Annotated in this window: 17 protein-coding genes; 9 read left to right on the forward strand and 8 right to left on the reverse strand. The window is 71.1% G+C overall.

The window, feature by feature from the left end; genetic code table 11:
* The first annotated feature begins 21 nt into the window (after positions 1–21).
* The 3 genes from MPLG2_RS05510 to recD are packed head-to-tail and all read left to right on the forward strand — an operon-like array spanning position 22 to position 8,091.
* Positions 22–3,132 (forward strand): exodeoxyribonuclease V subunit gamma, encoded by a 3,111-nt coding sequence (locus MPLG2_RS05510; protein WP_158680896.1) that lies wholly within the window; start codon positions 22–24, stop codon positions 3,130–3,132.
* Positions 3,129–6,347 (forward strand): UvrD-helicase domain-containing protein, encoded by a 3,219-nt coding sequence (locus MPLG2_RS05515; protein WP_105185274.1) that lies wholly within the window; start codon positions 3,129–3,131, stop codon positions 6,345–6,347. Before MPLG2_RS05510 ends, MPLG2_RS05515 begins: the two co-directional genes overlap by 4 nt.
* Positions 6,340–8,091 carry an exodeoxyribonuclease V subunit alpha gene (recD, locus tag MPLG2_RS05520; protein ID WP_105185275.1) on the forward strand — a complete coding sequence of 584 codons (1,752 nt, stop codon included), beginning with the start codon at positions 6,340–6,342 and terminating at the stop codon, positions 8,089–8,091. Before MPLG2_RS05515 ends, recD begins: the two co-directional genes overlap by 8 nt.
* Before the next feature lie 14 nt (positions 8,092–8,105).
* Here the strand turns inward: recD and MPLG2_RS05525 are convergent, their stop codons facing one another.
* From MPLG2_RS05525 to MPLG2_RS05545, 5 genes are all read right to left on the reverse strand, one after another.
* A complete protein-coding gene (locus MPLG2_RS05525) occupies positions 8,106–8,882 on the reverse strand; it encodes a hypothetical protein (protein WP_105185276.1) in 777 nt (258 codons plus the stop codon).
* A 93-nt stretch (positions 8,883–8,975) separates the two neighbouring features.
* The gene (locus MPLG2_RS05530) at positions 8,976–9,386 is read right to left on the reverse strand and encodes a hypothetical protein (protein ID WP_158680897.1); all 411 of its coding nucleotides are present in this window, start codon (positions 9,384–9,386) and stop codon (positions 8,976–8,978) included.
* Positions 9,387–9,463: 77 nt separating this feature from the next.
* Positions 9,464–9,652 carry a hypothetical protein gene (locus MPLG2_RS05535; RefSeq protein ID WP_105185278.1) on the reverse strand — a complete coding sequence of 63 codons (189 nt, stop codon included), beginning with the start codon at positions 9,650–9,652 and terminating at the stop codon, positions 9,464–9,466.
* Between the two features lie 34 nt (positions 9,653–9,686).
* Positions 9,687–10,175, reverse strand: a complete 489-nt coding sequence (locus tag MPLG2_RS05540; protein WP_158680898.1) for a sigma factor — start codon at positions 10,173–10,175, stop codon at positions 9,687–9,689.
* 214 nt (positions 10,176–10,389) lie between these two features.
* Complete coding sequence (locus MPLG2_RS05545; protein WP_105185280.1) at positions 10,390–10,635, reverse strand: hypothetical protein; 246 nt, start codon at positions 10,633–10,635, stop codon at positions 10,390–10,392.
* Between MPLG2_RS05545 and MPLG2_RS05550 the strand changes: the two genes are divergently transcribed.
* The 4 genes from MPLG2_RS05550 to arr are packed head-to-tail and all read left to right on the forward strand — an operon-like array spanning position 10,634 to position 12,590.
* Complete coding sequence (locus tag MPLG2_RS05550; protein WP_158680899.1) at positions 10,634–11,020, forward strand: hypothetical protein; 387 nt, start codon at positions 10,634–10,636, stop codon at positions 11,018–11,020. The genes MPLG2_RS05545 and MPLG2_RS05550 overlap by 2 nt on opposite strands.
* A gap of 7 nt (positions 11,021–11,027) precedes the next feature.
* Positions 11,028–11,243 carry a type 1 glutamine amidotransferase family protein gene (locus MPLG2_RS18955; protein WP_197710096.1) on the forward strand — a complete coding sequence of 72 codons (216 nt, stop codon included), beginning with the start codon at positions 11,028–11,030 and terminating at the stop codon, positions 11,241–11,243.
* A complete protein-coding gene (locus tag MPLG2_RS05555; protein WP_197710097.1) occupies positions 11,180–11,611 on the forward strand; it encodes a DJ-1/PfpI family protein in 432 nt (143 codons plus the stop codon). The genes MPLG2_RS18955 and MPLG2_RS05555 overlap by 64 nt, the downstream gene beginning before the upstream one ends.
* 25 nt (positions 11,612–11,636) lie before the next feature.
* Positions 11,637–12,590 carry an NAD(+)--rifampin ADP-ribosyltransferase gene (gene arr, locus MPLG2_RS19330; protein WP_105185282.1) on the forward strand — a complete coding sequence of 318 codons (954 nt, stop codon included), beginning with the start codon at positions 11,637–11,639 and terminating at the stop codon, positions 12,588–12,590.
* Positions 12,591–12,597: 7 nt separating this feature from the next.
* Here arr and nudC read toward each other — a convergent pair whose 3' ends face one another.
* From nudC to MPLG2_RS05575, 3 genes are read right to left on the reverse strand one after another with little or no spacing between them, the layout of a single operon-like run.
* Positions 12,598–13,473, reverse strand: coding sequence for an NAD(+) diphosphatase (gene nudC / locus MPLG2_RS05565; RefSeq protein ID WP_105185283.1), 876 nt, complete (start codon positions 13,471–13,473; stop codon positions 12,598–12,600).
* A gap of 9 nt (positions 13,474–13,482) precedes the next feature.
* Positions 13,483–16,626: an ATP-dependent DNA helicase gene (locus tag MPLG2_RS05570; RefSeq protein ID WP_158680900.1), complete on the reverse strand. Its 3,144-nt coding sequence runs from the start codon at positions 16,624–16,626 to the stop codon at positions 13,483–13,485.
* Positions 16,623–19,814 (reverse strand): ATP-dependent helicase, encoded by a 3,192-nt coding sequence (locus MPLG2_RS05575; protein WP_105185285.1) that lies wholly within the window; start codon positions 19,812–19,814, stop codon positions 16,623–16,625. Before MPLG2_RS05575 ends, MPLG2_RS05570 begins: the two co-directional genes overlap by 4 nt.
* 203 nt (positions 19,815–20,017) lie before the next feature.
* Between MPLG2_RS05575 and MPLG2_RS05580 the strand changes: the two genes are divergently transcribed.
* Together MPLG2_RS05580 and MPLG2_RS05585 are read left to right on the forward strand one after the other, a co-directional pair.
* The gene (locus MPLG2_RS05580; protein WP_105185286.1) at positions 20,018–20,221 is read left to right on the forward strand and encodes a cold-shock protein; all 204 of its coding nucleotides are present in this window, start codon (positions 20,018–20,020) and stop codon (positions 20,219–20,221) included.
* A gap of 166 nt (positions 20,222–20,387) precedes the next feature.
* Complete coding sequence (locus tag MPLG2_RS05585; RefSeq protein WP_105185287.1) at positions 20,388–21,614, forward strand: toxic anion resistance protein; 1,227 nt, start codon at positions 20,388–20,390, stop codon at positions 21,612–21,614.
* The last annotated feature ends 18 nt before the right edge of the window (positions 21,615–21,632 follow it).

The following is a 21,632-nucleotide window of genomic DNA, read 5'->3' on the forward strand; positions in this document are numbered from 1 at the left end:
GACCATAGGGTGGTGAGCACGATGACCGAACTGCTTGTGCACCGCGCCCCCGACGCCGCCGCCCTGGCCGCCGAGTTGGCTGGGCGGCTGGGTGGCACCCGGCCCGATCCGTTCGGTATCGACGTGGTGGTCACCCCCCACCCGCACCTGCGCCGCTGGCTGACCAACGAACTCGCCCAGCGCCTCGGCCGCCCCGGCGAGGGCATCTGCGCGGGCGTCTCGTTCGTCACCCCGGGCCGGCTGCTGCACGACCTGGGCGACCCGGTGCGGTTCTGGCAGCCCCGTCAGTTGGCCTGGCGGCTGCTGACGGTGAGCGCCGACCACCCCGACGAAGCGCGGCTCGACCAACTGCGCCGGCACCTGGCCGGGTCGCGCAATCCCTATCGCGTGGCGCACCGGCTCGCGGCCAACTTTCACCGCTACCTGCACTGGCGACCCGAACTCGTCGCCGGCTGGCTGGCCGGCCGCGACACCGACGAACACGGTGCCGACCTGAGCTTCGACGCCTGGCAGCCCGTGCTGTGGCGGCTCGCGGCCGCCGATGCCGACCCGCTGGCGGCCACCGCCGGGTTCCTGCAACGACTGCGTGACGAACCCGCCGCCCTGCCGCTGCCACCGGAGCTGTCATTCGTGCAACCCGACCCGCTGTCGCCCTGGTGGCTCGACCTGCTCGAGGCGATCGCCGCTCATCGCCAGGTGCACGTCTCGTTGGTCGACGATCTGACCCACGGGGCCCCCGCTCCGGGGCCGGCCGCCCGGCTGACCGCGTTCGGGCGGCAAGCACAGTCGGGCCTGTTGGCCCGAGCCACCGTCGCGCCGGTGACGTCGTCCAGACAACCGGCCACGACCACCCTGAGCTGGTTGCAGCGGGCGCTGGCCGGCGGGGTGCCCCCGTCCGCTCCCCCGCCCGACGGCTCGGTGCAGGTGCACGGTGGGCATGGTTTGGAGCGCCAGGTTGAGATTCTGCGCGACACGCTCACCGCACTGCTGGCCGCCGACCCCACGCTCGAACCCCGACACATCATCGTGGGCTGCCCCAATCTCGCCGCCGCGGCACCGCTGATTCAAGCCGCGTTCCGGCTGCCGCCCGGGGTTCCCGGACGCCACCCGGCCAACGATTTTCGGGTACAGATCGCCGACCGCAGTTCGGCCGACGTCAACCCGTTGGTGGGTGCCCTGGTGCATGCCCTGCAGTTGGTCACCTCCCGAGCCGAAGCGGCCGAGGTCATCGACTTCTGCGCCCGCCCCGTGGTTGCGGCACGCTTCGGGTTCGACGGCGACTCTCTCGAACGGCTCGCGCACCTGGCCGGGGCGGCGGGCGTCCGCTGGGGCCTGTCGCCGCGGCACCGTGAACGGTTCGACCTGGGTGCCGTGGCGCAGAACACGTGGTGGAGCGGGCTGCAACGCATGCTGCTCGGCACCGCGCTCAGCGAAAACGACTTGCCCATGGTGGGCACCGTGCTGCCGCTCGACGACGTCGACGACGGTGACCTGACCCTGCTGGGCGGTGTGGCCGAACTGCTCAGCCGGCTGCTCAAGCTCGCCACCGAGTACGCCGAACCCGCCACGCTGGCCGACTGGGTGGTGCGGCTGCAATGGGCCGTCGACGCGTTCACCCAAGTCAGCGGCAACGACGTCTGGCAGCGTACCGACGCGCTGGGCAGCATCGCCCAACTCGGCGAGCGCGGCGCAGGTTCGACCACCGTGACGCTGGCCGAGATCACCGATCTGGTGTCGGACGAGTTCGAGCGGGGTCAGGCCCGCTCCACCTACGGCAACGGTTCACTGACGGTGTGCTCGTTGCGGTCGCTGCGCGGCGTGCCGTATCGGGTGGTGTGTCTGCTGGGCCTCGACGACGGCGTTTTCCCGCACGGCCCGGGCCGCGACGGCGACGATCTGATGCAACGCGAGCTGCGCGCGGGCGAGCCCGATCCCCCGGCCGAAGATCGGCAGGCACTCAGCGACGCGATCATGGCGGCACAGCAGTCACTCGTGATGGTGCACCAGGCCCGCTCGGCCCAGTCGAACGAGCTGATTCCGCCACCCACTGCCTTGGCCGACCTGCTCGATCTGCTCGGCCAAGCCGGGGTTCAGCAACGACAGCACCCGCTGCAGCCGTTCAGCCCCACCCTGTTCGGTACCGACGGGCCACCACGCAGCTACGATCCGGCCGGCCTGCGCGGCGCCTTCGCGGTCAGCGGAACACGGCGCTTGCCTACGCTCGACACCCCGGTGCCGCCGGCGGCACCGCTGGTCGAGGTGAGCCTCGACGACCTGCTGCGCTTCGTGCGCGATCCCGCCAGGCACTTTCTGCGCGTACGCTGCGGCCTGGCGTACTGGCAGGCCGACGAGGTCGCGGCCGACATTCCGATCGAACCGGACGGCCTGCAGCGCTGGGGCGTCGGCGAACGCATGCTGGGTCTGCTGCGGGCCGGGCACAGCCCTGACGAGGTGCAACGGGCCGAGTGGCTCCGTGGCACCGTGCCTCCGGGCCTTTTGGGCACCCGCCTGCTGAAGGGTCTCGGCGCCCAACTCGAGCCGATCATGGCCGCGCTGCCCGCCGAAGCCGCCGCCCCGTTGCAGCATCACGACATCGCCGTCGACTGCGGCCCCGTCCGGGTCGTCGGACGAGTGGCGACCCAGCAGCAGCTGGTGCTGCAGGCGACGTTCGCCAAACCGTCCGAATCACGACGCATCGAGGCGTGGCTGCGGCTCCTGGCCCTGTGCGCCGCCGACGATCGCGACTGGACGGCGATGCTGGTTGCGCACGGCGGTGACGCCCTGCGGTTGCAGGGGCTCGATCAACCGACGGCTCAGGCCTTGCTCGATCGCTGGGTGCGGCTCTACCGCATCGGTCTCGAACTGCCGGTGCCCCTGCCGCTGCGGTTCGGTGCCCGTGTGGCGCGGCTGCTCGATTCCGGCGGTGACCCTCTGCGTGACGGTGATCTGCAGTGGGCCTACCGCGATCACGCCTCGCGCCAGATGCGGCAGTTCTACCCCGAGTTGACCGACGTGTTGGGGGTGCCGCTCGGTGTCGACGACCTCGACCAGCCCGGCGAAACGGTTCTCGCGCTGGCGGCGGCTCGGCTGATCTGGCAGCCCTTGACCGACCACGAGGGGGTGCGGGCATGACCACGACCACTCCCCTTGAGTTCGACGTCTCGGCTCCGCTACCACCGGGCACGGTGGTGCTCGAGGCGTCCGCCGGCACCGGCAAGACCCATGCGGTGGCGGCGCTGGCCGTGCGGCTGCTCGGTGAAGGTGACACCACCATCGACCGGTTGCTCATGGTCACCTTCGGCCGCAACGCCACGCGCGAGCTGCGGGCCCGGGTGCGCCACCACCTGATCGAGGCCACCATGACGGCCCAGCCGGGCCTGACCCGCGACCGGCTCGAGGCGGCCGTCGCGGGTTTCGACAGCGCGCGGCTGATGACCATTCACGAGTTCTGCGCCGCCATGTACGACGAGCTGGGCATTCTGGCCACCGCCGACCCCTCGGGCGAAGTGGTCACCGATCTTCGTCCGCTGGCCGAGCAGGTGGCCCGCGACCTCTATCTCAGTCGCTACGCCTTCGACGAACGGCAGCCCCCCTTCGCCCTGCATGACCTCAAGCGTGACGGGGTGACCACCACCGGGGCGTTGAGTCTCGCCGACGCGGCACTGCAGCACAGCCTGCGGCCCATCGTGCCCGCCGAGGCCGAGGGCATGATCGGGCAGCGCGTCGAGTTCGCCGAACAGGTGCGCGTGGTCGCCGCCGAACGACGCCGACAAGCGGGCACGTACACGTTCGACGACCAGCTGATTCGGCTGCGCGACGCGCTCGCCGACCCGGTCACCGGGCCCGCGGCGTGCCAACGGTTGCGTGATCGGTTCGACGCGGTGCTGGTCGACGAGTTTCAAGACACCGACCCGGTGCAGTGGAACATTCTGCAGCGCCTGTTCGACGGGCACCGGCGGCTGGTGCTGATCGGCGACCCCAAACAGGCCATCTACACCTTTCGCGGTGCCGACATCGCCGCCTACGTCACCGCCGTGTCGGCGGCAGGCGGCCGATTCTCGCTCAGCGTGAACCATCGCAGCGATGAAGCACTGGTGCAGGGGCTGGGCGAACTGTTTCACGGCCTGCAGCTCGGCGATGCCATCGAGGTGCACCCCGTGGTTGCCAAGCGTTCCGGCTCGGGGGTGCGCGCCGACGACGGCCCGGTCGCGCCGGTCACGCTGCGCTGCGTCGACGACGAGGTGTGGCCGGGCGTCGCCCACGAGCGTATTCGGGCCGATGTGGTTCGCCAGGTGCGGCACATGCTCGATCACGAGCAACTTGTGCACGACGGTACGTGGCGGCCGGTTCGGCCCGGTGACATCGCGGTGCTGGTGCGTACCAACCACGGCGCGGCCCGCACCGCCGATGCGTTGCGTTCGGCGGGTGTGCCCGTGGCCCTCAGCGGCGCCGACAGCATCTACGCCACCGCGGCCGCCGACGATTGGCTCACCCTGCTGCGCGCACTGGCATCGCTGCGGCCCGGCGAACTGAGGCACGCCTTGGTGAGTGCCTTCTTCGACGTTTCGCTCGGCGAACTCGCCGCCGCCGACGACGGGCTGCTGGCCGATTGGACCGCAACGCTGCGCCAGTGGGATCGCACCCTGACCCGGTCGGGCGTGGCCGCCCTGTTCGCCCAGATCAACGCCGAGACCACGTTCATCGAACGCGTGCTGGGGCGCCCCGACGGCGAGCGTCTGATGACTGACTTCAGGCACGTCACCGAGGTGTTGCACGAGGCGTCCGGGCACCACCGGCCCGGTGCCGCGTGGCTCGCGGACTGGCTGCACCGCGAGCAGCGCACGTGGGCCGACGACGAGCGCACCCGGCGGCTCGAGACCGACGCCCAGGCCGTGCAGGTCAAGACCGTGCACGGCGCGAAGGGTTTGCAGTACCCGATCGTGCTGCTGCCCGACCTGTGGAGCAGCATCGGTGACGTCGACGCGGGTCGTGAGCTGCTGCTGCACGACGACACCGCCCGCGCGGTGGTCGACGTCGGCGGTCGTGACGCCGACGGCCGCGCGGCCCGATTTCAGCGGGCCGATGCCGAAGAGGCGGAAGAGTCGCTGCGGCTGCTCTACGTGGCGTTCACCCGGGCCCGGTCGCAGGTGATCGCCTGGTGGGCGCGCACCAAACGTACGCAGCGTTCGGCGCTGCAGCGGGTGATCTACCGGCACCGCGACGACTCGTTCGCCGCGCCCGACCGCGGGTACCCCCTGCATCGTCCGCCGGGTTCACTCTCACCCGGTGACCTGGCCTGGGTCCGGCAGGCGCGCGGGGTGCGGGTCGAGTCGGTGCAGGCCGCGCCGCTGCCGGCCGCACCCACCGCGTCGGCCGTGCGACCGTTGCTGCGCGCGCTCGTCTTCGAGCGCGGCATCGATGCCGATTGGCGCCGTACCTCGTACTCGGGCCTCACCGCCGGCGTGCACGCCGAGGCGCCGCTGCTGGCCGACGAACCCGAATCCGCCGAACCGGTCGTGCCGACCTCGGGGGCGTCCGACCCGTCACCGATGCGCGACCTGCCGGGCGGCACCCAGTTCGGCAGCCTCGTGCACGTGCTGTTCGAGCAGGTCGACCCCGGCCCCGACGAAGCCACCCTGGCCGCTCGGCTGACGGCGACAGCGGCCGAGTGGCTGCCCCGCTTTCCTTTGCCGGGGGTCACCCCGGGCGGGCTTGCCGAGGCGCTGCTGCCCGCCTTCGCCACGCCGCTGGGCCCGCTCGCCGACGACCGCAGCCTGGCCGACCTACCCATCGCCGACCGCGTGGCCGAATTCACCTTTGACCTACCCCTTGCTCCCGCAGCCCGCTTCACGCTGGCAGACCTGGCCGGTCTGCTGCAGCGGCATCTGACCCCCGATGACCCGCTGGTGGGCTACCCGGCTCTGCTCACCGACCCTGCCCTGGCCGACCAGCCGCTCACCGGCTTTCTCACCGGCAGCATCGACGCGGTGCTACGCGTGGGTGAGGCCACCGATCAGCGTTACGTGGTGGTCGACTACAAGACCAACCGGCTCGGTGGCGACGACCTGACGCTCGGCCACTACGCCCAAGGGCCGATGGTGGCTGCGATGTGCCAGGCGCATTACCCCTTGCAGGCGTTGTTGTACTGCGTGGCGCTGCATCGTTTTCTGGCGGCCAGACTGGCCGGCTACGACCCTGGCCGGCATCTGGGCGGCGTGTTGTACCTGTTCGTGCGGGGTATGGGCGGAGCCGCAACCGGCGCGGCCACCGGTGTGTTCGCCTGGCAGCCTCCGGTGCCGCTGATCGTCGAGCTGTCGCAGATCTTGGGGGGTGGCCGCCATGACTGAACCTGCGTTGTCTGTGGTGGCAACCGGGCTGACCGGTGAGTTTCACGCGCTCGGGGTGCTCGACTGGCCCGATCTGCACCCGGCCCGGCACCTCGGGCTGCTCTACCGCGAGCGCGACGAGCGGGTGCTGCTGACCGTCGCGTTGGCCGTGCGGGCACTGCGGGCCGGGTCGGTGTGCCTCGACCTCGACCGGGTGCGGGCCGGCCTCACCGGGCGCGACGACGAACTGGTCGAGGTGCCCGACGAGCTGTGGCCCACCCTGCCCGAATGGTTGGATGCCCTGGCGGCCAGCCCGCTGGTGGCGCTGGGGCCGGCCGGCGACCCGGCACGTCCGCTGCGATTGATCGACCACAAGCTGTACCTCACCCGGTACTGGCAGCAAGAGGAACAGGTGCGGGTCACGCTGCAGCAGCGGGCCACCTCGCCCTCGGCCCCCCCACCGCGGCAGCTGGACGAATGGCTCGCCGAACTGTTCCCCGGCGCCGACGTCGACCCCGACCAGCGGCGTGCGGTGGCCCAGGTGGCTACCGAGGGGGTGACCGTGCTGGCCGGTGGCCCCGGCACCGGCAAGACCACCACCATCGCCCGCATGCTCGCGCTGCTCGTGCGGCAGGGAGTGCGCCGCATCGCGTTGGCTGCGCCGACGGGCAAGGCCAAGACCCGGCTCGAAGAGGCGGTGCGCGAGGCGGCACGTGACCTGCCGCGCGACGTGGCGGCGTCCGTTGAGCAACTGGGGGCCAGCACACTTCACCGGCTACTGGGGGCACGCCCGAACGCGCGACCCGCGTTTCGGCACAACCGTGACAACCCGCTGCCCCACGACGTGGTGATCATCGACGAACTGTCCATGGTGTCGCTCACCATGATGGCCAGGCTCACCGACGCGCTGGCGCCGCACACCCGCCTGGTGCTGGTGGGCGACCCCGATCAGCTCAGCTCGGTCGACGCCGGCGCGGTGCTCAGCGACCTGACTCAGGCCGCGTGGCTGGGCACCACGCGCGGCGGGCCCGTGGTGCGGTTGCGCCGCAATTACCGCTTCACCGGATTGCTCGGCGACCTGGCCGAAGCCATTCGCGCCGGCGAAGCAGAGCAGGTCCTGGGGTTGGTCACCGCCGGCCAGCCCACGCTCACCTTGACCCCGCCGAACCACGCCCACGATGCGTTGAGGGCACGCGTGGTGACGGCCGGACGCGCCATTCAGGCCGCCGCGGTGGCGGGCGACGCGGCGCAGGCGTTGCGCCTGCTCGACGGTCACCGGTTGCTGTGCGCCCACCGACACGGACCGTTCGGCGCCACCACGTGGGCGCGGCGGGCCGAGCAGTGGCTGCGTGCCTCGGGCGCCGTCATCGGCGCCGAGGGCGAGTGGTACGCCGGCCGCACGGTGCTGGTCACGGTCAACCAGCCCGACTGGGGTATCTACAACGGTGACACCGGCGTGGTGCTCACCGACACCGGTCGGGCGTTGGTGCATCTGGGCGGCACCACCCGTCCACTCAGCCCCGAACTGCTCGGCCCCACCCAGTCGCTGGACGCCCTTACCGTGCACAAGGCGCAGGGCAGCCAGTTCGACGCCGTGACGTTGGTGCTGCCCGACGTCGAATCGCCGCTGCTCACCCGCGAGTTGCTGTACACCGCAGTCACGCGCGCCCGTGAAGCCGTGCACGTGATCGCAACACCCGAGGCGCTCAGGGCCGCCGTGCAGCGCACCGCCCGACGGGCCTCGGGGTTGCGCGATCGGCTGTAGGGCGACGGGCCGACTCAGGCGATCGTCACGGTGCCCGACGGCACTCCGGTGCCGTCCACCGAGACCGCCGGCCCGGTGCCGTCGGCGCCCTCGACCCGCAGCGTCCAGGCGTACCGGCTGGCGGGCACCGGCGCGCCGGACAGGTCGCGGGCGTTCCAGGTCAGACCGCGAACGGATCCTTCGACAGCCGCCTTCGTGGGCAGGCTCGTCACCAGCGCGCCGGCCTCGTCGTGCACCTCGACCACGCCGGCCACGACGGCCGCGGTGAAGTCGAACTGCGGCCGCCACGTCTGGCCTCGGCGAACAAGGGGCAGCCCGTCGACACGGCCGACGTGGGTGCCCTCGGCGTTCTGCCAGGCGAGGGTGCCCACGCCGTCGATCGACACCGCGCCGGCCTCGACGCGGCCGAGCGCCGGGCCGCTCCCGCCGTTGAGCAGCCGCACCTGAGCGGCGTCGTCGACGCTGACCACGGCCCACCCGTCACCCAGCGCCATCACCTGCTGGCCTGCCGGCACAGCGGAGGTCTGGCCGTCGCGCCGGTTCAGCACAAGCTGGCCGGAATCGTCGCCCTGCTGGTAAGGCACCACCAGCCAGTCGCCCCACCACAGCCAACCACCGTCGCGGTAGATGCGGCCCGCCTCGACGGGCAGGTCGAGCGTCACCGGAGAAGCCTGCGGGCTGGCCACGTCGCGCACGACCGTCACACCGTTGGGTGACCTCTCTACGATCAGGCTGCCGAACAGGGCCACCACGGGCCCGGTGTCGACCCGCGACCCCGCGACGTCGAACACCTACTGACCGATCAAAGCGTACGAGCCGCTCAGTGTGCTAAGCCGGGCGCCGTTCGCCACCGGAACGGTCGCGGTGCGCGTGGTTCTGTCGTACTACAGCACCTCGCCCGCGCCGTGCGCGCGTTGCACGGCGGTGCGTGCACCACTGGCCCGCACGGCGGCCGACTCGTGAATGGTGAGCAGTTTCTCGGTTGTCAGGGTGTTTCCGAATGGCTGCGAGCAGACCACCCGTACCAGGCCGTCCGCAGGGCTGTAGTGGTCTTGCTGGTACAGCAGCCGCCCGGTGGCCACCGCCATCGTCGAGACGCCGGCCACCGTCGCCGGCGCCGCGAACAGCGGGTGGGTACGCCCATACCGGTTGACGGTATCGGCGGTCTGCATGCCGGTGGCCGAGGTGACCGCGGCCATCAGCTGTTCGGTGTCGCGAAACGGCAGCCACTGCCATCCGGACGCCTCGGTGGCCACGCGCGCGCTGCGACCCTCCCGGCGCAGCCACTGCCGCACGGCTCCCACGTCGCGGGGGGCCAGATACACCTGATCGGCGCCGGTCGACGTGGTCAGCTTCGCCCGGTACTGTGCAATCAGCCCGGCACGTGCACCTCAGGCAGCGTGCCGACCGCGCGCAGGCTCACCACCGGGTCGGGCCCGCCGGCCGACGTGGACGGACTGGGCGAGGGTTGGTCGGGGACGCAGCCCGACAGCACCACCGCCAGCACCAGCCCGAGCAGCGGCAGCGGCCGCCACGGTTGGGACCGGCGGGAATGGTGCATCGAGGGTGCTCCTGTTCGGGTGTGTGCACCGAATCTAGTGGTGTGCAGCCCATGCCTGAACCCTGCGCCTCGCCGAAGCACGCACCTGGTGGCACGCCGTGTTCGCTCGCTCAGCGCACCTGCACCCCTGCCAGTAGCGCAGCACGAGGGCCGCCCTCCGCCGGTGCGGCAACGCGTCGGTCAACCTGCGCAGGTACAGCGAGTCGATCAACGGGTCGTCGCGGGTGGGGCTCGGTTCGCGCACCTCGGCCACCACGACCTCGCGGCGCCGCTTACGCCAGCGTGACACGTTCGCGTTCACGATGCTGCGGCGCACGTAGCCCGTCGGGTTGCCACTGCGCCGCACCGCCGACCAGGTTCGGAAGGCACCCACCATGGCGCCCTGCACGGCGTCGCGGGCATCGTCGCGGTTGCCGATCATCAGGTAGGCGAACTGCTGCAGGGCCACCGAGTGTTCGGCGACGAACTGCTGTCCAGCTCGTCGGCGGCCACCGGGTCGACGTCCGTCACGTCGGCCTCCCACCACACCAGTGTCTTTTGTCACGCAACAACCTACGCACCAGCAGCCCTCGGCGTGGCACCTGCCCCGGCGGCCCGTTCTCAGGTGCGTGCGTATACCCCGACGGTCAGCCGACCCCTCGACCTGGGTCGCCGGGGCAGCGTGCTCCCGTCCCCCACGGGTGCACGAGTCACCTACGCACGGGCCCACGGAAACGTTGCACCAGGGCGAAGCGCATTCAGGTGGTGGCGCGCCGCCGCATTTCTTCGACGATCCAGCGGGCGGTTTCGCGACTGCACGCGCCGGGCTCGCTGAAGCTGACCGCGAACACGCCGGTCACTTCGGTGAGTTGCGGCACGCCATGCAGGCTCAGGATCGCGTCGGCCTCGGCATCGTAGGCGTCGCCGGGTTCGCCGTTCGCGATCAGGCCGACCGGATCGGCTTCGGCGAGTATCGCGATCATCTGGTCCCTGGTGATGGCCATGGGTCGAAGCCTAGTGACACCGTGGCCGATCGACGGCACCGCCTGCGAGGATCAGCCCGTGCCCTCCATGGACGACTGGCCGCGCGATGCCCGCCTCGACCCGTTTCGCGACACGGTCTGGCAGTTGTCGCGGGGTGGAATCGTGCAGGGCCGACTGACGTGCCGGGTGGTGCCGTCCAGGCGGCTGCCGTGGCAGAAGAGCGAAAGCGTCTGGTACCGGCTGCACTGGGTGGACGGTCGGCACGAACTGCCCCGCGAGGACCACGGCCCCGGCTGGCCGGTGATCAGCGACCTGGAACGCGGTCGCTTCGTCTTGACCGACCTGGCCGGCACCGTGTTCGAGGCCAGGCAGGTCGACGGGCCGGCCGCCGACGAGCCGCTTTAGTGATGTCATGACGACTCGGGTGGGGATCATCGCGTTCGACGACGCCGAGGTGCCCGACGTGATGGGGCCGTTCGAGGTGTTCGCGGTGGCCGGCCGCCTCAGTTCGCCCTCGGACTTCGACGTGGCCGTTGTGTCAGCCGGTGAGAGCGAACGGTCACCGTGCGGCACGGCCTGGCCATCACCACCCACGAGGCGTTGGCCGGCGTCGGCGAACTCGACCTGATCGTGGTGGCCGGTGGGGTGACCACGGGCGCCGAAGCCGACCAGACGCTGCTCGCGTGGTTGCGTGACCGTGCCCCGCACACCCCGCACCTGGCATCGATCTGCACCGGCGCCTTCATTCTGGCTGAAGCAGGCGTTCTGACCGACCACCGGGTGACCACCCACTGGGAGGATCAGGCCGAACTGGCCCGCCGGTTTCCAGCGCTGACGGTGTTGCCCGACCGGCGCTGGGTCGACGCAGGGCCGCTGCACACCTCGGGCGGCATCAGCGCGGGCATCGATCTGTCTCTGCATCTGGTGGAGGTTCTCGCCGGCCGTCAGCTGGCCGAACGCACCGCCCGGCAGATGGAGTACGCGTTCGTCGACTGAGGGGTTTGTGCCTAGACTCCGCGCAATGCAGACCTCCACCGGCGACTTCACCCTCACCATGGACGAGCTGCGCGCCGTCGCCGGGTTCGCCCTCGGCTGTGCCGCACCCGTGTTGCCGCTGTTCGAGAAGTCGAACCCGACCGATGCTCGTCCCGCCGCGGCGCTGGCCGCAGCACGACTGTTCGTTGATGGCGCCCCACGGTCGAAACTGCAGCGGGTGGCGGCCGCCGACGCGCACCGGGCGGCGGGTGACGCCACCGACGAGGTCGCCCGGCACGCCGCCCTGGCGGCGCGTGACGCAGGGGCCGCGGCCTACCTGCACCCGCTGGCCACGCGCAGCCAGCTGGCGCACATCCTGGGTGCCGGCGCCCACGCGGCCCGCGCGACCGAACTGGCCCGCGACGACGACCCGGTGGTTGCCGAGTACGTGCTGACCGCCGCCGCCAAGCGGGCCGATCAGGTGGTCCGTGAGGTACTGAGCCGCTACCCCCGGCCCTCGGCCGGTACGACGCGCATGACGGCCCTGTTGGCACGACTCGACCACCTGATCCTGGCCCCGCCAAGGCCTGCGCGGGTGGTGGACGACCCGGGCCCGTTCTTTCACGGCACCAGGGCCGACCTGAAGCCGGGTGATCTGCTCACCGCAGGGTGGGCGTCGAACTACGGCACCCGCCGAGCCGCGAACCACACCTACGTCACGGCCAGCGACGCCGGTGCCCCACTGGCGGCCGCCATGGCTGCGGGCGACGGCGCTCCGCGGGTCTACCGGGTCGAACCGCTGGGCACGCTCGAAGATGACCCGAACGTCACCGACAAGCGCTTCCCGGGCAACCCGACCCGGTCGTACCGCACCCGCGAACCCGTCCGCATCGTCGAAGAGGTGCACGGCTGGACGGCCCCCGACCCGGGCGTGATCGAAAGCATGAAACGCCGCATGGCCGAACTCACCGAGCTTGGCATCGAGGCGATGGACGACTGAGCCGCAGTCAGCCCTCGGGCGCAGGCAGCGTTCCGGCCCGCCACGAGGCGATGATGAGGCTCGCGATCGAGGCCCAGCCCGGCAGCAGCACCTCGCCCGACTCTTCGGCGGCCGTCAGTTCAGCCCGGGTGAACCAGCGGGCGTGCTCGATCTCGACGCCGTCCACCACCACGTCGGTGCCGGTGCTGCGGGCCACGAACCCGAGCATCAGCGACCGCGGAAACGGCCACGGCTGACTGCTGAGGTACCTGACGGCCGACAGTCGCAGGCCACTCTCTTCGCCAACCTCGCGATGGACGGCCTGCTCCAGCGACTCGCCCGCCGACACGAACCCGGCCAGAATCGACACTCGCCCGGCCGGCCACACCACCTGATGGCCGAGCAGCAGCCGGTCGTCGCCGTCGAGCACAGCCACGATGATCGCCGGGTCGCTGCGTGGAAAACGGTAGCGGCCGCAGGCCGGGCAATGCCGCACCAGACCGGCCTCGGTCACCACCGTCAGCGCACCGCACCGAGCGCAATAGGGCGAGGTGCGGTGCCAGTTCACCAGCGCGACGGCGGTGACGACGAGTTCGCAATCGACTGCGTCGAGCGCCGGCATCAGGTCGCGCAGCGACGCCATCGAGTCGGTCTCACCGGCCTCGACGAACACCGCACGGCCTTCAGCAAGGCCCAGTAGAAAGTGCCGCTGCGGTTCGAACGCGCCCTGTGGGCGGCGCGTCGGCAGCGCCAACACCTCGCCATGCTCGACGCTGACCTGGCCCGCCTCGTCGACCGCCAACAACAACGCCCTCGTCGACGACCACTGATCGGCCACCCAGTCGTCGTCGCGGCGCAGGTGCTCGCACCGATCGAGTACCCCAGACTCGCTCCACCTGCTCATGGGCTCAACCTACTGTCGCGGCAACCCCGAGACGGCGGCCGTCCACTGCTGCCGAGGGGGCAGCACCTCGGGCACCACCAGCCGGTCGGCCATGATGTCGAAGAACCCCGCCCTGACCCGCTGCACCGGAACGCCGACCAGCTCCGCCCACGCGTGGGCGTAGATGGCCAGCTGAATGGGGTCGGCCCTTGCGATGTCGCCGGTCTTCCAGTCGACCACCAGGTAGTCGTCACCGGCTGCGAACACGGCGTCGATGCGGCCACGCACCACGGTGCCGGCAACCACCATGCTGAACGGCACCTCGACCCCCAGGGGACGGCGGGTGGCGAACTGGCCGCGCTCGAACGCGGCACTCATCGCCGCGAAGTGCGGGTCGTCGCTCGGCTCCACCCCCGGGTCGAACTCGAGGGACGGCGCGAGGGCGAAGCGCTGCTCGAGCCACCGGTGAAACCGAGTGCCCAGCCGCTGGGCCGCGACCGGCCGCTTGGGCATCGGACGGCCGGACTCGGTCAGAAAGCCGTCTGGGTCGCGGGTCAACCGCACCAGACCGGTGGCCGACAGGTACGTCGGACTCACCTGAACCGCCGGGTCGAGAGCCGCGGCGGCCAGCCGTTGCAACTCCGAATCCCACCCCGCCACCTCTGCGCGCTCGTCGACCGTCAGGCCGGACGGCTCGAGCGTGACCAGCAACTCCGATGCCGCATCGACCTGCTGCGCCAGCCGCAGGCGCCGCTCGCGCAGGTCTGGATCGCCGACCACCGGCCAGGCCAGGGCCGCCCCGCTGCCGGCCAGCGGGTTCTCGCCGTCGGGAGCGGGCGCCTCGGCCACCACCGTGCCGTGGGCGGCGATCAGCGGCAGGTAGGGCGAGGCTCGCCGGGGCCGGGTCAACTCACCCTCCCAGGCGTGTGTCGAGGCAACCAGCAGTTGCTTGGCGCGCGTGACCGCCACGTAGGCCAGTCGGTCTTCGGCGTGCCTGATCTGCTGCTTCAACTCGGCCGCGTACTGCTTGAACCCGGCATCGGACGCCTCGGCCAGCTGCGGCACGGCGGCTGCGTCACCGCGCAGTCCGGCCGGCAGCACGCCGGCGTTGGTCACCCAGTTGTCGGTGACCCGATCGCCGGGGAACACGCCCTCTGCCATACCGGGCAGAAACACCGCATGCCACTCCAACCCCTTGGCCCGGTGCACGGTGAGCAGTTTCACCGAATCGGCGTCGCTGGCCACCGCCTGATCGAGGCCGACGCCGTGTTCGCGCTCGGCGTTCAAGTAGGCCAGCAGCCCGCCGAGCGACGCCTCACCGTCGACGTCGCAGTAGGCGGCCACGGCGTCGGTGAAGGCGCCCAGTTGGGCCACGGACGCTCCCGCTGCCGCCAACTCGGCCTCCAAGCCCAACGTGGTGACCACGCGACGCACCAGGTCGAGCACCGGTTCGCCGGCGTGCGCGCGCAGCCCCGCCAACTCGTGGGCCAGTCGAGAGAACCTACGCCGAGCGGCCGGGCTGTAGGGCAGGTCGCCCGGGTCGTGCAGTGCTTCGAGCAGGCTCGGCGTGGCGACCGCCTCGGTGCCGGCCAGGGCGCGGCCCAGGTCGTCCACCAGGTCGCCGGGTCGGGGCACGCGCTGCGCCTGCACCAGCTCCAGGGCGCGCCTGCCCAGCAGTGCCAAATCGCCGATGCCGATCGCCCACCGGGCCGAGGTGAGCAGCCGAATCGCGGCCGGGTTCGCGCTCACGTCGTCGAGCAGGGCGAGCACCGAGCAGACCTCGACGATCTCGGGCAGCTCCAGCAGCCCGCCCAGGCCGACGATCTCGACCGGAACGTCACGGCTCAACAGGTCGGTGTACACCGCCGGAATCTGCCCGTTGCGGCGCACCAGCACCGCGATCTCGGCCCAGTTGGCCACCTCGCCCGCGTCGTGCAGGGCGACGATACGGTCGCCGATGAACCGCACCTCGTCGGGCCAGGTGTCGAATGACGCGATCTCGATGGCACCCGCCGGGGTACCCGGCGGCGCGGTGAGTTGCAGTTCGTGATCGCCGGCTTTCAGCAGCGGGTCGGCGCGCAACCCGGCCGCCAGGTCGTTGGCGGCGGCCAGAATCACCGGACCGGAGCGGCGGTTCACGGTCAGGGCGAACGATGCGGCCGGCAGCCCGTCCGCTGAGGGAAAGTCGTTCGCGAACTGAAGGATGTTGCTGGCCGCGGCACCCCGCCAACCGTAGATGGCCTGGTGGGGGTCGCCGACGGCGGTGACGGCGTGCCCTCGACCGTGGGAGGCGTCGGGGCCCGAGAACAGGGCCCGCAGCAACGCCGCCTGCGCAGACGACGTGTCTTGGTATTCGTCGAGCAGCACCACCCTGAACTGCTGCCGCAGCAACTCGCCGACGGCCGGCACCTGCTCGGCCAGCCGTGCGGCCACCGCCATCTGATCGGCGAACTCCACGTAACCCAGCCGGCGCTTCAGGTCGGCGTAGGCGGTGGTGAGACCGAGCAGTTCGAGCCGCTGCTCGGTGATGGAGCGGGCATCGCGCACCGACACGTATTCACGCCGAGCCCGGTTGAGCGGCGCCTCGGCCAGCGCGGTGAGAAAATCGCGGGCGTGCGCACCCACCTCATCGGGGCTCACCAGGTGTGAGGTGAGCTCGGCGTCGAGCTTGAGCAGGCGCTCGACCAGCGTGACCGGCACGAAGCCCGACAGGTGCTCGAACGGACCCGCCGCGTTGGTCACCACCCGAGCCGCGAGCCGATACCGAGAAGCGCCGGTGATCATCACCGGGTCGCTCTCGACCCCGATGCGCAACCCGTGCTCGCTGACCAGACGCGCCGCGAACGCGTCGTAGGTGAGCACCAACTGCTCCCCCGCCTCATCGACGCCGTCGACGGCCACGACTCCGGCCCGCTGCAGTGCGGCGCGCACCCGGGCCGACAGCTCGGCCGCCGCCTTGCGGGTGAAGGTGAGCCCCAGCACCTGCTCGGGCGCCACCTGCCTGCTGCCCACCAGCCACACCACCCGGGCAGCCATCACCGTGGTCTTGCCCGAGCCGGCGCCGGCGATGATCACCCCCGGCTGCAGTGGCGCGGTGATCGCGGCGAGTTGCTGCGCCGAGAACTGCAACCCCAGCAGGTCGCTGAGTTGATCCGGTGAGGTGAGCACGGTCACGCGACCACCTGCCGTCCGGACGGTTTGGCGGGGCAGCTGGTCTGAAACGGGCACCACTGGCAGCCCGTGCCCGGTGTAGCGGGGTAGCGCCCCTCACGCACCAGGCCCACCGCCCGCGACAACCGCTCGTGCACCCAGGTGGGGTACCCGGCGTCCTGCTCGCCCAGGCTGGGCTGCTCGCGCAGCGCGGCCTGGTGAAACTCGCGCGGATAGTCGTCGAGGTCGCTGCCCGCAGCCAGCCGCAGAAACACCAGGGCGCCGCCCGCACTGTGCGCCCCCGGGCCCGCCACGGCCTCGAAACCGCCGGCCTCGATGGCCAACTGGTACACGCCCAACTGTTCGTGCGACGCCGCAGCCGAGGCGGTGATGGGCCGCTTGTTGGTCTTGAAGTCGACCACCCGCAGACCGCCGTCGGCGGTACGTTCGAGCCGGTCGACGGTGCCGACCAACTGCACCGGCGTGCCGTCGACGTCGAGTTGCACGTCGAACGGCACCTCGACCCCGACCACGTCGGCGTGGCTGTTGGTCTGCTGCCAGTTGACGAACCTGGCCAGCGCGTCTTCGGCCTTGACGCGCTCGGCCGCCGAGAGCCACGACGCCTCGAACGGCAACTCCGACCACACCTCGTCGAGCCGCTCGGACAGCTCATCGAGGCTCAACTCGTCGTTGCGGGCGTGCTCGGCCAGCACGTGAATCACCGACCCGAGGCTGGCGTTGGCGTTGCGCGGCGGGTCGGCGCGCACCTGACGGTTCAGATAGTGCTGGCGCGGGCAGGTCAGCAGCGCGGTCAGCGCCGACGGGCTGAGCCGCACCGGTACCGACGCCGGACGGGCACCGCCGGTGGGCTCGGCGAGCCCCCACCAGTGCGAGGGGCGGGCCTGCTGCACCAATGGGCGCCCCTGCGCGTCGGTCAGCGCGGCCAACCGCGCCAGCCGCTGCGCCGCGGCCTCGCGCAGCGCTGCCGAACAGTCGGGGCTGGTGGCCCGGCGCCGCAGTTCGGCCACCAGCGCCGGCAGGGTGAGCGGACGGCTGCTCGGCACGTAGTCGGTGACCGGCACCCCCAGTTCGGCGATGAACCGCGATGGCTGATTCGCCTCGCCGTCGGAGCCTTGCACCGCGGTGACGATCAGCCGCTGCTGTGCCCTGCTACAGGCCAGGTGGAACAGTCGGCGTTCGTCGGCCAGGCTCTCGCGGCTGTCGGGCCGGCCCACCAGCCCGTCACTGAGCAGCTCGGCCGGATCGAGGATCGCCCCGCCCTGGCCGGGTGCCGGCCACAACCCTTCTTGCACCCCGGCGACCACCACCACCGCCCACTCCAGGCCCTTGGCCCGGTGTGCGGTCAACAGCCGGACGCCCCGGCCGCGCACCTCGGCCTCGCGGGTGGTGTCGGCGGGAATCTCTTGCGCCGCAACCTCGGCCAGAAAGCCCCGGACGCCACCCGCACCCGCCGGCTGCTCGGTGGCGGCTGCGGCGGCGAACAGGGCGATCACCGCGTCGAGGTCGCGGTCGGCCCGCCGCCCGCTCTCACCGCCGTCACGGCTGGCCCGCTGCAGCCGCTCGGCCCAGTCGGTGCCCGACCACAACGTCCACAACACCTCGGCGGCGCCGTTGCCCGGCACGGTCAGGGTGCGCCCAGCCGCTCCGAGCAGTCCCGCGAGCGCCCGCAGCGCACCGACCTCGGGTGTCTCGGGCAGCTCAGTCAGTCGCTCGGGCTCGCTGAGCACGTCGGCGATCAACTGACCAGGCGAGCGGCCCACGATGGCCGACCCGGTGGCCTCGCGTTCTGTTTGCAGCAGCAACCGGCCGACCGTACGCAGCGCCACCGCGTCGAGCCTGCCCAGGGGCGAGGTGAGCAGCCGCTTGGCCTCGTCGGCGTCGAGTTCGCCGCCGCGCAGCACCACCTCGAGCGCCAACAGCAGCGGACGGACGGCCTGCTCGGCCAGCAGCGGAATCTCGTCGCCGGCCACCTCGACCGGAATGCCCGCCGCGACCAGGGCCCGCGCGATCGGTGCGATCTGCCGGCGGCCGGAGCGCACCAGAACCGCCAGATCACCGTGCTCGAAGCCCTCGTCGAGGTGAGCCCGGCGCAACTGCTCGGCGATCAACTGCGCCTGCTCCGATTCCGAGGCACACACGATCGCCTGCACCTCGGGTGGTGACCCCGGCTCAGCCGCAGTCGGCTCGGGTCGCAAAGCCGCCACGGCCGCATCGCCGAGCACCGGCAGCGGCAGCCGCCGCGCCACCCGAGCCGTCGCCGCAGCCAGACCAGCCGTCGCCCGGTGGCTGCCGGGCAGCACCAGCACCGGGGCGGGTTCGCCCTGCGCCGTCGGAAAGGTTGCCGAAAACTCGGCCAGACCACGGGGGTGCGCCCCACGAAACCGGAACACGACCTGATCGGGGTCGCCGACGGCCAGAATCGGGCCACCCGCAGGCACCAGGGCCCGCAGCAGACCGATCTGAGCAGGGTCGAGTTCGCCGTATTCGTCGACGATCACCCGCGACACCCGCGCCCGTACCGTGGCGACCAGTGCGGGGTCGGTGAGCGCGATGCGCGCGCGGTGCACCAGTTCGGCGTAGTCGAGGCTGCCTTCGTGGTCGAGCACGTCGAGGTACTCGGCGAAGAAGCGGCCGACGCTCGCCCACTCGGGTCGGTCGGCCGCGGCGCCGAACGCCGTCACGTCGTCGGGGTCGAGGCCGAGCTGCCGCACGCGCGCGATCGCCCCCCGCACCTGCCGCGCGAACGCACGGGTGCCGATCGCCTGTCGAACGTCGGTCGGCCAGGCCGCCGCCCCTCGTCCGCCGAGTAGCTCGCGCACCCGGAACTCCTGCTCGGGTGCGGTGAGCAACCGCGGCTCGGGTTGGCCCGGCTCGGCGGCCAGCCGCAGCAGCCACAGGCAGAACGCGTGCATGGTGGTGACCCACGGCGGGCTGACCGTGCGGTTCATGGCGCGTGCCACCCGGTTGCGCAGATCACTGGCCGAGCGGCGCGCGAACGTGAACACCAACGGCTGTGGCCCGTCGGCGGCCCGAGCGTCGAGTTCGAGAGCCGCGGCCGCCGCGACCACCGTGGTCTTGCCCGACCCCGGCGGACCGATCACCAGCGCGGGGCCACCCCGGTGGCCCTCGACGGCGGCACGCTGTGGCTCGCTCAGGGCCACGGTGACAGACGTCGCGCCGACTCGTTGCATGTGGGTATGCAATCACCCGCCACCGACATTTCGCGGACGGCGACACGCGCTTGCTCGTCACCCGCGTGAGTGACATGTGTCGCAGGAGTGTGACAGGGTTGCAGAACTGCCGCGACGGTGGCCGCAAGCCGCCGGGACAACTCGTTCGGCAGTGTTCCTGATCCGCCCGAGAGGATCGCACAAGGTAGTAGAAGGAGAGGTTCATGGCGCAGGGAACCGTCAAGTGGTTCAGTGCCGAGAAGGGCTACGGCTTCATCGAGGTGGACGGCGGCACGCAAGACGTGTTCGTGCATCACACGGCCATCGACGCACAGGGGTTCCGCACTCTCACCGAGGGTCAAAAGGTGGAGTTCGAGATCACCAGCGGCCCCAAGGGTCCGCAGGCCGATCAGGTCCGGGGGCTGTGACCTCGGCAGCACCGGCTTCATTCGACGGGCCCCACCACTGCCACTGGCGGGGCCCGTCGGCGTCTTCAGGCTTCCAGGGTTGTCCCCGACCGCTCCCCACTGCCTGGCCAACCGCCCGCCCGCTAGATTGGACGGCACGCCCAACCGACCGTTTCGAGAGGTAGTCATGAGCTCGACCACTCCCTCGGGTGGCGCCGCCGCGGCCATGCCGCTGCAGCCCCCCGCCACCCTCACCCTGACCGTGCCCGAGGCCCCGTCCGCCGTGGTAGCCACCCAGGCGCCGGCGATGGCTCCGCAGGTGGACGCCCGGCAGGTGCCGGTGCTCGACGCCAAGGTCGACGAGTTTCTGGGCGCGCTCGATGGGGCCGAGGCGAAGTCACCCACGTTCACGGCTCAGGCCGACGCGGTGCGCAGCATGGGCGACACCGACATTCGCAAGGCCGCCGAAACGTCCAACCGGCTGTTGAACGCGCCGGTGCGTGCGCTCAAAGAGGGTGGCCTGTCCGAGGGCTCGAAGGTGGGCCAGACCCTGTTGCAGCTGCGCCGCACCGTCGAAGACCTCGACCCCGGCCAGGCCCGGGGGGCCAAGAAGTTTCTCGGCATGATTCCGTTCGGCGACCAGATGACCGACTACTTTCGCCGCTACCAGAGCAGCCAGCAGCAACTCAACGGCATTCTGCACGCGCTGCGCAGCGGTCAGGACGAGCTGACCAAAGACAACGTCGCGCTCAACATGGAGAAGCAGAATCTGTGGACCGTGATGGGCCGGCTCAACCAGTACGTCTACATCGCCGAGCGGCTGGACGCGCGGTTGTCGGCCCAGATCGCCGAGCTGCAGATGACCGACCCCGACAAGGCGAAGGCGCTCAGCCAGGACGTGCTGTTCTACGTGCGGCAAAAACACCAGGACCTGCTCACCCAGCTCGCGGTGTCGATTCAGAGCTACCTGGCGATCGACATCATCATCAAGAACAACATCGAGCTCATCAAGGGGGTCGACCGGGCCAGCACCACCACCATTTCGGCGCTGCGCACGGCCGTGATCGTGGCGCAGGCGCTGGGCAACCAGAAGCTGGTCCTCGACCAGATCACCGCACTGAACACCACCACCTCGCAGATGATCCAGCGCACGTCCGAGATGCTCAAAGAGAACTCGGCGCGCATTCAAGAGCAGGCCGCCAGCTCGACCATCGGCTTGGAGCAGTTGCAGGCGGCGTTCGCGAACATCTACCAGACCATGGATTCGATCGACGAGTTCAAGGCCCGGGCCCTCGACACCATGGCGCAGACCATCGGCGTGCTCGAGGGTGAGGTGGTCAAGAGCAAGGACTACCTCGAACGGGTGGCCCAGCAAGACACCCGCAGCCAGTCGATGCCGCAGATCACCATCTGATCGGGCTGCACCCACATC

It is taken from the genome of Micropruina glycogenica, assembly GCF_900289045.1.
Lineage (GTDB): Bacteria > Actinomycetota > Actinomycetes > Propionibacteriales > Propionibacteriaceae > Micropruina > Micropruina glycogenica.

What these genes read in the sequence shown, in the direction of transcription:
- MPLG2_RS05510 (WP_158680896.1), top strand. Translation starts at nt 22, where the DNA reads ATGACCGAACTGCTTGTGCACCGCGCCCCCGACGCCGCCGCCCTGGCC.
- MPLG2_RS05515 (WP_105185274.1), top strand. Translation starts at nt 3,129, where the DNA reads ATGACCACGACCACTCCCCTTGAGTTCGACGTCTCGGCTCCGCTACCA.
- recD (WP_105185275.1), top strand. Translation starts at nt 6,340, where the DNA reads ATGACTGAACCTGCGTTGTCTGTGGTGGCAACCGGGCTGACCGGTGAG.
- MPLG2_RS05535 (WP_105185278.1), bottom strand. Translation starts at nt 9,652, where the DNA reads ATGCACCATTCCCGCCGGTCCCAACCGTGGCGGCCGCTGCCGCTGCTC.
- MPLG2_RS05550 (WP_158680899.1), top strand. Translation starts at nt 10,634, where the DNA reads ATGGGTCGAAGCCTAGTGACACCGTGGCCGATCGACGGCACCGCCTGC.
- MPLG2_RS05545 (WP_105185280.1), bottom strand. Translation starts at nt 10,635, where the DNA reads ATGGCCATCACCAGGGACCAGATGATCGCGATACTCGCCGAAGCCGAT.
- MPLG2_RS18955 (WP_197710096.1), top strand. Translation starts at nt 11,028, where the DNA reads ATGACGACTCGGGTGGGGATCATCGCGTTCGACGACGCCGAGGTGCCC.
- arr (WP_105185282.1), top strand. Translation starts at nt 11,637, where the DNA reads ATGCAGACCTCCACCGGCGACTTCACCCTCACCATGGACGAGCTGCGC.
- nudC (WP_105185283.1), bottom strand. Translation starts at nt 13,473, where the DNA reads ATGAGCAGGTGGAGCGAGTCTGGGGTACTCGATCGGTGCGAGCACCTG.
- MPLG2_RS05575 (WP_105185285.1), bottom strand. Translation starts at nt 19,814, where the DNA reads ATGCAACGAGTCGGCGCGACGTCTGTCACCGTGGCCCTGAGCGAGCCA.
- MPLG2_RS05580 (WP_105185286.1), top strand. Translation starts at nt 20,018, where the DNA reads ATGGCGCAGGGAACCGTCAAGTGGTTCAGTGCCGAGAAGGGCTACGGC.
- MPLG2_RS05585 (WP_105185287.1), top strand. Translation starts at nt 20,388, where the DNA reads ATGAGCTCGACCACTCCCTCGGGTGGCGCCGCCGCGGCCATGCCGCTG.